Source organism: Clostridium bornimense (assembly GCF_018917145.1).
Taxonomy (GTDB): Bacteria; Bacillota; Clostridia; order Clostridiales; family Clostridiaceae; genus Clostridium_AN; species Clostridium_AN bornimense_A.
The window spans coordinates 87,368-98,516 of the sequence record NZ_JAHLOD010000008.1 but is presented as its reverse complement, the minus strand read 5'-3'; the positions used below and the strand labels follow the sequence as shown (position 1 = coordinate 98,516).

Annotated in this window: 8 protein-coding genes and 2 pseudogenes; 9 read left to right on the top strand and 1 reads right to left on the bottom strand. The window is 28.1% G+C overall.

Annotation, left to right across the window (positions count from 1 at the left end; genetic code table 11):
- Positions 1-185, bottom strand: a pseudogene (locus KQI30_RS04595) (transposase); the annotation flags it as partial.
- A gap of 179 nt (positions 186-364) precedes the next feature.
- Here KQI30_RS04595 and KQI30_RS04590 point away from each other — a divergent pair.
- From KQI30_RS04590 to KQI30_RS04550, 9 genes and pseudogenes are all read left to right on the top strand, one after another.
- On the top strand, positions 365-1,822 hold the full coding sequence (locus tag KQI30_RS04590; protein WP_216462066.1) for a methyl-accepting chemotaxis protein: 1,458 nt from the start codon (positions 365-367) through the stop codon (positions 1,820-1,822).
- A gap of 149 nt (positions 1,823-1,971) precedes the next feature.
- Positions 1,972-3,117 carry an iron-containing alcohol dehydrogenase gene (locus KQI30_RS04585; protein ID WP_216462065.1) on the top strand — a complete coding sequence of 382 codons (1,146 nt, stop codon included), beginning with the start codon at positions 1,972-1,974 and terminating at the stop codon, positions 3,115-3,117.
- Between the two features lie 2 nt (positions 3,118-3,119).
- Positions 3,120-4,058, top strand: coding sequence for an AEC family transporter (locus KQI30_RS04580; RefSeq protein WP_216462064.1), 939 nt, complete (start codon positions 3,120-3,122; stop codon positions 4,056-4,058).
- A gap of 158 nt (positions 4,059-4,216) precedes the next feature.
- Positions 4,217-5,061: pseudogene (locus tag KQI30_RS04575) on the top strand (dimethylarginine dimethylaminohydrolase family protein).
- A gap of 27 nt (positions 5,062-5,088) precedes the next feature.
- A complete protein-coding gene (locus tag KQI30_RS04570; protein ID WP_216462063.1) occupies positions 5,089-5,742 on the top strand; it encodes a GntR family transcriptional regulator in 654 nt (217 codons plus the stop codon).
- 33 nt (positions 5,743-5,775) lie between these two features.
- On the top strand, positions 5,776-7,416 hold the full coding sequence (locus KQI30_RS04565; RefSeq protein WP_216462062.1) for a M20/M25/M40 family metallo-hydrolase: 1,641 nt from the start codon (positions 5,776-5,778) through the stop codon (positions 7,414-7,416).
- Between the two features lie 9 nt (positions 7,417-7,425).
- Positions 7,426-8,697: an aspartate aminotransferase family protein gene (locus KQI30_RS04560; RefSeq protein WP_216462061.1), complete on the top strand. Its 1,272-nt coding sequence runs from the start codon at positions 7,426-7,428 to the stop codon at positions 8,695-8,697.
- A gap of 40 nt (positions 8,698-8,737) precedes the next feature.
- The gene (gene hisC / locus KQI30_RS04555; RefSeq protein WP_216462060.1) at positions 8,738-9,820 is read left to right on the top strand and encodes a histidinol-phosphate transaminase; all 1,083 of its coding nucleotides are present in this window, start codon (positions 8,738-8,740) and stop codon (positions 9,818-9,820) included.
- 22 nt (positions 9,821-9,842) lie between these two features.
- Entirely contained in the window at positions 9,843-10,826 is a 984-nt protein-coding gene (locus KQI30_RS04550) for a C-terminal binding protein (protein ID WP_216462059.1), read from the top strand.
- Positions 10,827-11,149 lie beyond the last annotated feature (323 nt).

Below are 11,149 nucleotides of genomic sequence, written 5' to 3'. Positions count from 1 at the left end.
ACACTATGAAATTTAATTATTTTAGGAAGTTTATCTATTTTAAATTTTTGATACTCTGGGCTATTTGAATCATCAAAAGATAATTGTCCAAGTGGTATATATTTAGAAATAAATATGAGGAATTGAAAAATTATATTAATTAAATATTGATTATATTCTAGTAAATAAGTTATAATTGAATCCACAATAACGACAACCTTTCTAAGTTATTTTTGGTTTGTGAGAGATTCAATTTTAACATAGAAATCAGGGGGTCGTTGTTTTTTTATGAAAAAAAACTTCTAGAACCTTGATATATAAAGATTTTTAAAGAAAGAAGTGTAAATAAACTTTACACTATCTAGGAATAAAAGAGGGGGATTATATGGAAAAAATAGCTGATGATAGACATCTTAAGAAAGTCAATAGAGTAATAATTATAAGTTTATTTGTAGCTATTGTAATGCATCTAGGTTATGTAGTTTTTAAGATTTCTTTATTAAAAAATGTAATAAGAGTTATATTGCTATCATTAATTAGCATAGTTTCCATTATACTAGATAGGAGTCATAAAACTTGTGGGCTTGTGAAATATGTAGTAGTTATAGGGATAATGATGTTTGCAATTACTTATCATACATTTACAATAATGACAATATGGATAATGGTAATAGCAATAGTAATAGCTGGGATGTATTTTGATAAAAACTATTTTATAAAAATGATGGTGGCAGGAAATATATTTGAGGTAATAATACAAATTGTTTTAGTTGAAAAAGATTGGATGCAATTTTTAAATAGTGTTTTAGCTGTAAATCTTGTAATGGTGATGATTTTCTGTATAACAAAATGGAGTGGTGATCTTATAGAGAAATCTAGAAAAGAAGCGGAACATTCAAAAAATTTATTAGCTAAAATTGAAAATACTATGGATAATATAGAAGTAGGTACAAATAAATTAAATGTATATATTGTAGAGAGTAGTGGAAATTTAAATACTGTAAGTGAAGAGAGTACTAGTTTAACTGATACTATAAAAGAAGTAGCAGCAGGGGTAGTTAGACAATCTGAAATTATTTCTGAGATAAATGAAAAAATGTTAGGTGCAGAGGAAAAAGTTTCAATGACTTATTCTGTATCAGAAAAAACAGTTGAAGTTTCAAAAGAATCTTGTGAGGTTGTAAAAGAATCTGTGACTATGGTAGATGAAATGAACAATCAAATGGGAATCATACAAAAAGCAGTATTAGAGACTGTAACTGGTGTAGAAGATTTAATAGAAGGTACAGATAGAGTTGGTAATTTCTTAGAAGGTATAAAGAGTATAGCAGGACAAACAAATTTATTAGCATTAAATGCTTCAATAGAAGCAGCAAGAGCTGGTGAGGCTGGTAAAGGATTTGCTGTTGTAGCAGATGAAGTTAGAAAATTAGCAGAACAAAGTGATAGTGTAGCTACAGAAATTGATAAAATAATTAGTCAAATAAAACTATTAACAACAAGAGTTTTAGAGGAAATTAAAAATGTTGAAGATGTATCTAATAAGGGTACAGAAACAGCAGTTAGTGTAAATGATACATTTAAAAAGTTGGAAAGTGCTTTTATGGAGATAGATACTAATCTTGAAGAAAGCTTAGAAAATATGAAAGATATGAAGAATGTATTTGTGGAGATAGTTGATGAAACAACTACTATATCTAATATATCAGAGGAACATTCTGCTTCTATAGAAGAAACATTAGCTATTACAGAAAATCAAAATGAAAAGATAATAGGATTATCTAAATCTCTTCAAGATATAGAGAAGTTTAGTGGTGAATTAAGAGAATTAATAGAAAAATAAAAAATGTAGACAATGCAAAAAAATAGTACTATAATTATTTTATTGAATACATATGGCAATGGTGTCAAGGATAGAAATATCTTTGACACCTTTTTTTATTATTATTGCATTGTATACAGGATACTAAACATTATGAAAGGAATAAGATGATGAAGGAGTTAAGATTAAATAGTGAAGTATTAGTAGTAGGAATAAATTCTTTAGAATATTTAAAGAATATTAAATATAGTAAGGCAATGATTATTACTGGTGGGAAGTCTATGTTTGCTACAGGGGTTATTGATAAAGTAAAGGAGTATTTAGGAAAAGACAATAAAGAAGTTTATATTTATTCTGGTATAGGTAAAAATCCTACTGTTAGCGATGTTAAAGAAGGAGTAGCCAAAATGAAGGTTATATCTCCAGATTTAATAGTAGCGGTAGGTGGAGGATCTCCTATCGATGCAGCAAAGATAATAACATTATTATATGAATATCCAGAGTTGGATATTGAAAATATAAGTGGTGTAAGATTGCCGGAGAAAAGACATAAAACGAAATTTATAGCAATACCATCTACGTCAGGAACAGGAACAGAAGTAACTCATGTATCTGTTATAACTTATCCGGAAAAAAACTTAAAAATAGGATTAAAAGCTGAAAGTTTAAGACCGGATATAGCGATTTTAGATGGAAATATACCAATGTCTCTCCCAAGAAATATTGCATCTGAAACAGGCATGGATGCATTAACACATGCTATTGAATCTTATATAAATAAGACATCAAATGATTTTACAGAGGTTCTTGCAAAAGGTGCTATTGAGGGACTAATAAAGTGGTTGCCTATTTCTTGTAATGATAAAACTTTGGAAAGTAGAGAAAAAGTACACAATTATCAAAGTATGGCTGGAATGGCGTTTTCAAACTCTGGATTAGGTATGGTACATGGAATTTCCCATGCTTTTGGAGGAAGATATAATTTAGCTCATGGATTAACTAATGCAATAATTTTACCATATGCCATGAGGTACAATAGTAAGGATAAAGAGGTTTTTGAGAAGTTTAAAGATTTATCTAAAGCTATTGGATGTAAAGATATAATAGTTGAAATAGAAAATCTTAAAGAAAAGTTAGGAATAGCTAAATCAATTTCAGAAGTTGGAATAAAGGAAGAAATATTTAAAAAAGATTTTGATATATTATTAGAAAATTCGATGATGGGGTCTACAGTTGTAAATCCTATTAAAATCACTAAAGAAGATATGAAAAAGATAATAAATGCTGTTTATTATGGCAATGATATTGAGGAATAATTATGATTGAGATAGGATCAATAGTATTTAAACAAGTATTAATAATGTTTATATTTATAGAAATTGGTAGGTATAGTTGTAAAAAAAGTATACTTACAGAGGAGGCAACTAGAGTATATAGTAATTTATTACTTACAATAGTAGCACCAGCATTACTTATAGATGTTTATCAAAAAAAGTTAATTAAAGATCAATTATTTGGATTAATGATATCATTTATTCTTGCTATACTATTTCACATTTTTGCAATAATTATCACTAATATTTTCATAAAAAAACGTGAAAATGAAAATTACAAAATTGAAAGAGTCGGAGCAATTTATTCTAATTGTGGCTTTATGGCATTTCCTATATTATACGCTACTTTAGGTGAAATAGGAGCATTTTATGGCACAGCATTTGCTGGTATATTCAATGTATTTTTTTGGACCAATGGTGTAATGACTTTAAGTAAGAAAGGTAGTTTAAGTTTAAAAAAGATATTAATAAATCCAGGAACAATGGGGTTCTTAATAGGAATAATATTATATCTTACACAAATTCATTTACCTTCATTCATTGGAGAATCGATTAGCCTTTTAGCTTCTATTAATACGCCTTTAGCTATGATCATAATTGGAGTATTTTTAGCTAAAATAGAGATAAAAGAATTATTTAATGATTTTAATATATATAGAGCAGCAATTTTCAGAACTATAGTATTACCATTAGTGATGATTTTTATTATTAAGATAATTGGTGTAACATCATGGTTTGGTGATGGAGAAATTGTAGCTATAACTACAGTAATAGCGTGTGCATGTCCCTCTGCGGCGTCTACAATATTGTTTGTTTCAAAAATGGATTTAGATAGTAAGTATGGAGCTAAAATTGTTGCTATGTCCACGATATTTTCACTATTTACGATGCCAATGTTGACATTAATTATGAAAATTCTATAAGAATATATTGACATAAATAATAATAAATACTATCATAAAAGTATAAAATAATAATTAAATAGATGGCAATGGTGTCAAAGGATATATTATCTTTTGGCACCTTTTTTATTTATATCATTGTATACAGAATACAAAAAACAAGCTTTGGAGGTTTTATAATGGATAAAATGTTTGTTAAAAATTCAACTGGAGTTTTAAAAAAGGTTTTAATGTGTAGGCCTACCTATTTGAAAGCTGTGCCAATAAATGAAATAGCGAAAAAATGGGAAACAACAGAATTAGATGTCGAGAAGATGGAAAAGGAGCATAGATCATTAGTTGAAGCATATGAAGCTAATGGTGTAGAAGTAGTGATGGTAGATGCAGATCCGAGAAGAGGAAATTCTGTTTTTTCAAGAGATTTTGGAGGATGTATAAGAGAAGGATATATACTTGGAAATTTTAAGGAACCAGTAAGATTTCTAGAAAGAGAGTATATAAAAAGAAAATGGAGGAATTAGGAATTCCTATAGTGGCAGAGTGTAAAGAAGGATTATTTGAAGGAGGAGATTTTACTTTTCTCGATGATAATACATTAGCTATAGGAATGGTAGCTAGGAGTAATGAAAAAGGTATTGATGAAATAAGAAAATCATTGAAAAAATACGGATATAAAGTAATAGCAGTGCCTTGTGATGAAAAATATCTACATCTAGATTTATGTTTTAATCTTGTAGATGAAAAATTAGCAGTTGCTTATAGAGATGGGCTTCCAAGAGAATTCTTGAAAACATTAGATGATATGGGGATTGAGACTATTGATATAAGTGAAGAAAGTGTTTTTAACCATGGATGTAATTTGCAATCAATAGGGAAAAAGAGAGTTATATCATTAAGACAAAATACTTATGTTAATGAAGAGCTTAGAAAAAGAGGAATTACTGTAATAGATTTAGATATTACAGAGATATTAAAAGCTGGTGGAGGACCACATTGCATGACATTTCCATTAAGTAGAGTGTAATTAAAATAAGATATTGGGGGATAATTTATGAAAACATTAGGGGCTATAAAAAGAAATCCTACATTAGCAGATAGAGCTTATGAAATTATTAAGGAGGCCATTATAGCTAATGAACTTAAGCCAGGTCAAGTACTTACAGAAGAGGGATTAGCAGAAAAATTACAAATAAGTAGAACGCCGATTAAATCAGCATTACTTAGGTTGGTATATGAAGAAATAGCAGAGTATAACGGTAGCAAAAATGTGGTAGTATCTGATATTACAGAAAAGAGTATAGAAGATATAACTGTTGTAAGAAAATCACTAGAACCTCTTGCAATATTATTGTTGGAAAATAAAATAGCAAAAAGTGAAATAGAGGAACTTAAGGAAACACAAATAGAGCAATCTTACACTGTAGATAAAAGAAATAGTAAGGAGTTTATTGATTTAGATTATAAGTTTCATACTAAAATAGCAGAATTAACAGGAAATACTTTTCTCAGCGATATGGTAAGAAAAGCAAATCTTATTACGAAGAGATTTTTAATATTATCAGGTACATTACAACAGCATAGTAGAGTTGCTAGTGAGGAGCATGAAAAAATAATTTATTATTTAGAAAAAGGTGATTTCAAGTTAGCTAGTAAAGCTATGGAGGAACATTTAGATAAGGTTAATAAGAGAATGTTAATTCGCTAAAACTTACAATGAAATGGGGGGAGATATAAAAGTATGTTTAATGAAATATTAGAGTTAACAAAAAAACTCGTTAGCATTGCAAGTGTAAATAATACAGCAGGGGAAAAAGAGATTGCTTGCTACATAGAGAGATATTTAAAAGAAATACCGTATTTTAAAAAATACAACGATAGAGTTTTTATTCAGAAATTAGATGATGAACTTGATAGAAGAAATGTATTTGCATTAATAAAAGGTGAAAAGGGAGATTCAAAAGAAACAATTATATTACATGGGCATATGGATACTGTGGGTGTAGAGGATTTTGCACAATTAAAGGATGTTGCATTTCATTGTGATGAACTTATGGAAAGATTAAAAAAATTAGATTTAGATAAAGAAACAAAGGAAGATTTAATGTCTGGAAAATGGCTTTTTGGTAGAGGAGCCTGTGATATGAAAAGTGGCGTGGCGGTATTTATGGTAGTGATGAAATATCTTAGTGAAAGAGTAAAAGATATTGATGGAAATATACTTTTATCTATAAATCCTGTAGAAGAAAATTTACATACAGGAATAATTAAGGCATTGGAAGTATTTAAGAATTTACAGGATAAAGAAAAATTAACATACAAATTAGCCATTAATAATGATTATATATGTCCACTATATGAAGGAGATAAGACAAAATATATTTATACTGGTGCAGTAGGAAAGTTATTACCATGCTTTTATATACAAGGAAAAGAAACTCATGTAGGACAATGCTTTGAAGGTTTTGATGCATCTATGATAGCTAGTGAGCTTATTAGAGAAATGAATCTTAATCCAGATTATTGTAATGAATATGATGAAGAATATACATTGCCACCATCTGTATTAAAGATGAAGGATTTAAAGAAGCATTATAATGTACAAACTTCATATTCATCTTTTGTTTATTTTAATTACTTTATTCATAATGAAACTATAGATGAAACTATGGAAAAGTTAAAAGGTGCTGCGAAAATAGCTTGTAAGAATGTATTATTAACTATTAATAGTAGATACAAAAAATATTGCAGTATTACTTCTATGAATTATTCAAAAATTCATTATGATATTGAAATATTAGATTATAAAAGTTTAGTGGCTTTAGCTAAAGAAGCTTATTGTGGAGATCTTAATAAATATATAAATGACATTAGAAAAAAAGCTATAGCAGCGGATATGGATAAGAGAGAAGCTTCTCTTGAAATTGTAAAAAAACTTATAGTTGTTGTTGGAATTAAAAAACCTACAATAGTTATTTTTTTCGCAGCACCATATTGTCCACATAATACCCTTATGGATGAAGTGAACTCAGAAAGAAATATTTATAATGACATAAATACTATTGCAGAAAAGGTAGGAGCAGAAGAAGGAGAAAGTTATGAGATGATGAGGTTTTTTCCAAGTTTAAGTGATAGTAGTTATTTAAAAATTGATGATGATAATAGTTCTATTGATAAGCTTATAGATAATTTTCCTGAATATAAAAAACTTTATAATGTGCCAATAAAGGAAATAAAGAAGCTTAATATACCAGCTATAAACTATGGATGTTTTGGAAAGGATGCTCATAAGTGGACTGAGAGAGTGTACATGCCATATTCATTTGAAGTTTTACCAAAGTTGATAGTAAAAACAATAGAGCACTATTTTGTGGAACAATAGGAGGATGTTATGGAAAGTCTTTATGAAAGATGTAAAAAAGTAATGCCACCAGTTAGTGGAAGAGCTACTAAGTTAGGAGTAGTTAAGGGGAAAGGCTGTTATCTTACAACAGAAGATGGAAATGAAATTCTTGATTTTGCTAGTGGTGTAGCAGTATGTAATATTGGTCATAACCATGATAAGGTAGTAAAAGCTGCTACTGAACAATTAAATTTGCTAATTCATGGAGGTCATAATGTTGTATACTATGAATCTTATGTAGCTTTAGCTGAAAAGTTAGTAGAAATCTCTGGTGGAGATAATATGGTGTATTTTAGCAATAGTGGTGCAGAAGCTAATGAAGGTGCAATAAAATTAGCTAAATATATTACAAAAAGACCTGCTATTATTGCTTTTAAAGGGTCATTTCATGGAAGAACAGTAGGAACTACATCTATTACAGCATCTAATTCAGCTTATAGAAAGAACTATGAAGGATTGATGCCAAGTGTATACTTTGCAGAATATCCTTATTTATATAGAACTCCTTATAAAAAAGATGGAGATAAATGTCCAAAAGAGTATATGAATCAATTTAATGATATTTTCAAGAGATTAATAGATCCCTATTCAGTGGCAGCTATAATAATGGAGCCAATTCAAGGAGAAGGTGGATATATAGTTCCACCAGTAGAATTTGTTAAGCATGTTAGAAAAATATGTGATGATTATGGAATAATGCTTATTTTTGATGAAGTACAAACTGGTTTTGGTAGAACAGGTAAAATGTTTGCTAAAGAATACTTTGAAGTGGAACCAGATATATTTACTACAGCAAAGGCTATAGCATCAGGTTTCCCTCTTAGTGCAGTAATTGCTAAGAAAGAATATATGGAAAAATGGCCAGCTGGTGCTCATGGAGGTACTTTTGGTGGTAATCCTGTGGCTTGTGCTGCTGCATTAGCAACAATAGAGGTTTTAGAAAATGGTGCTATTGAAAATGCTGAAAAGATGGGTACTTATTTTAAAGGTAGGTTAATGGAATTAAAAAATAAGTACAATTGTATAGGTGATGTAAGAGGTATTGGACTTATGTTAGCTATAGAGATGGTGGATAAAGATGGAGAGCCAGATTCAGCATTAACTAAAAAAGTAATTTCTGATGCTTTGGATAATAAACTGTTATTACTATCATGCGGATGTGATAAAAATGTTATAAGATTTATTGCACCGACTATAGTTACTACAACAGAAATAGATATAGCTATAGAAATTTTAGATAAAGTATTAAAAAATCTTTAAAATGCTTAAGTAGAATTTGATATAAGTGAGGACTGTATATATGAGTAAATTTTTAATAGATAAATTTTATAACTTAGAAGCGTATGTGCCCGGAGAACAACCAAAAGATCAAAAGTACATTAAGCTAAATACTAATGAAGCACCATATCAAGCATCGCCTAATGTGGTAAAGGCAATAGATAAATCTGTAGTGGCAGGATTAAATCTTTATTGTGATCCTGATACAACAGAACTTACGCAAACAATAGCGGATTTCTATGGTATTGATTTTAATGAAGTTTTTATAGGAAATGGATCTGATGAAGTTTTATCATTAATTATGATGGCATTTATTGATGAAAAGAGTAAAGTGTGTTTTCCAGATATAACATATGGGTTTTATAGGGTATTTTCTAAATCTTTTGATTTAGATGCAAAAGAAATACCTATAAAAGATGATTTTACAATTGATATAAATGATTATATTAATTGTGATAGGAATATAATTATTGCAAATCCTAATGCACCAACAGGATTAGTATTAACTCATGAAGAAATAGAAAAAATTGTAGCATCTAATAAAAATAGAGTTGTAGTAATTGATGAGGCATATGTAGACTTTGGTAGCAAATCATGTGTTGATCTTATAAAAAAATATGACAATTTAATTATTGTACAAACTTTTTCTAAATCAAGAAATTTAGCAGGAGCAAGGGTAGGATTTGCTATTGCTTCAAAGGAAATAATAGAAGATTTAAATAAAATGAAGTTTTCTATTACTCCATATAATATAAATACAATGTCACAAATAGCAGCCATAGAAGCAATAAAAGATAATGGCTATTTTGAAGAATGTAATAATAAAGTAATAGATACGAGAGAAAGAATCAAGAAAGAATTAAAAAATCTTGGATTTAAGGTTACAGATAGCAAAACTAATTTCATTTTTGTAACTCATGATTCTATTAGTGGTGAAAAGTATCATAATGAATTAAGGAAATATGGTGTATTAACTAGACATTTTAAAAATAAGAGAATTAATGAATATGTGAGAATATCAATTGGAACTGATAAAGACATGGATAAGGTTGTAGAAATTACTAAGAAAATATTAAGTGAAATCAATGATTATAATTTAGTATGAAGATAGATTTAGGGGTGGAGAAATGAAAATAGTAATTTGTGATTATCCAGATGTTTTAATCAGAGATCTTGATTACGAAAAGAATATTATAAAAGACAATATAAAAGATGCTGAAGTAGTTGTTTATCAGTATAGAGATAATAAAGATGAATTTATTGAAATTATAAAAGATGCTGATGCAATTTTAACAGCTTTTTTACCTATAGATAAAGAAGTTATAGAAAAAACAAAAAAATTAAAATGTATTTCTGTTAATGCAGTTGGTTATGATACTGTTGATGTTGTAGAGGCTACAAAAAAGAATATTTCTGTTTTAACTATTAATGAATACTGTACACAAGAAGTTGCAGATCATACTTTATCATTGATATTATCTCTGGAAAGAGGAATAAAACATTATATAAATGATATTGATAAAAAACATATATGGCAGTATCAATCAATTGATGGATTAAGAAGATTAGAAAATGAAACATTAGGAATATTTGGGTTTGGAAAGATAGGACAGGCTGTAGCTAAAAGAGCATTAGCTTTTGGGATGAAAGTATTAGCGGTAGATCCTTATGTAAATAAAGAGAAAGCTAAAAGTTTAGGTGTAGAAATAGTAGATGAGGAATATATATTTCAGCATTCAGATATAATTAGTAATCATATGAGTCAAAATAGTGAAAATAAAGATTACTTTAATATAAATAGATTTAGAAAAATGAAGAAAATACCGATATTTATTAATGTAGCTAGAGGTGGAAGCGTTAATGAGAATGATTTAGTTAAAGCTTTAGATGAAGGAATAATAAGAGCAGCTGGTTTAGATGTATTAAAAGAGGAGAATCCTAATTTAGAAAATAGTAGTCTTATAAATAGGGAAAATGTAATTATTACTCCTCATGCAGCTTTTTATTCAGAAACATCAATGAAAAACTTACAAAGGATTTCTTGTGAAAATATTATATATTATTTTAATAATGAAATAGACAAAATATCTAAAATAGTAAATGTAAAATAGAATAAATCTCAATGAAGAGGAATAGAGCAAATAAATATTAAATTTGCATGTTCCTCTTTTGCTATAGTGAAGTTTATGTATAAGAAAAAATGAATATAAATAAATATCCAAAAATGTACGATAAATTTTAATAAAATTTTAATTAGTGTAAAATGCGAGATTGTGAATATTTATTCTTAATAATATTATGAAAATTCATGAATAAAAATACAGTAAAATACATAAAAACTATTGTATTTATGAATAAATCAGTATATAATAAGATTCAAATTTATAATTAATCAAAAAATGATGCGATTAAGTCTTTTTGAAATTAAAAATGA

What these genes read in the sequence shown, in the direction of transcription:
- KQI30_RS04560 (WP_216462061.1), top strand. Translation starts at nt 7,426, where the DNA reads ATGGAAAGTCTTTATGAAAGATGTAAAAAAGTAATGCCACCAGTTAGT.
- KQI30_RS04550 (WP_216462059.1), top strand. Translation starts at nt 9,843, where the DNA reads ATGAAAATAGTAATTTGTGATTATCCAGATGTTTTAATCAGAGATCTT.
- hisC (WP_216462060.1), top strand. Translation starts at nt 8,738, where the DNA reads ATGAGTAAATTTTTAATAGATAAATTTTATAACTTAGAAGCGTATGTG.
- KQI30_RS04585 (WP_216462065.1), top strand. Translation starts at nt 1,972, where the DNA reads ATGAAGGAGTTAAGATTAAATAGTGAAGTATTAGTAGTAGGAATAAAT.
- KQI30_RS04580 (WP_216462064.1), top strand. Translation starts at nt 3,120, where the DNA reads ATGATTGAGATAGGATCAATAGTATTTAAACAAGTATTAATAATGTTT.
- KQI30_RS04590 (WP_216462066.1), top strand. Translation starts at nt 365, where the DNA reads ATGGAAAAAATAGCTGATGATAGACATCTTAAGAAAGTCAATAGAGTA.
- KQI30_RS04565 (WP_216462062.1), top strand. Translation starts at nt 5,776, where the DNA reads ATGTTTAATGAAATATTAGAGTTAACAAAAAAACTCGTTAGCATTGCA.
- KQI30_RS04570 (WP_216462063.1), top strand. Translation starts at nt 5,089, where the DNA reads ATGAAAACATTAGGGGCTATAAAAAGAAATCCTACATTAGCAGATAGA.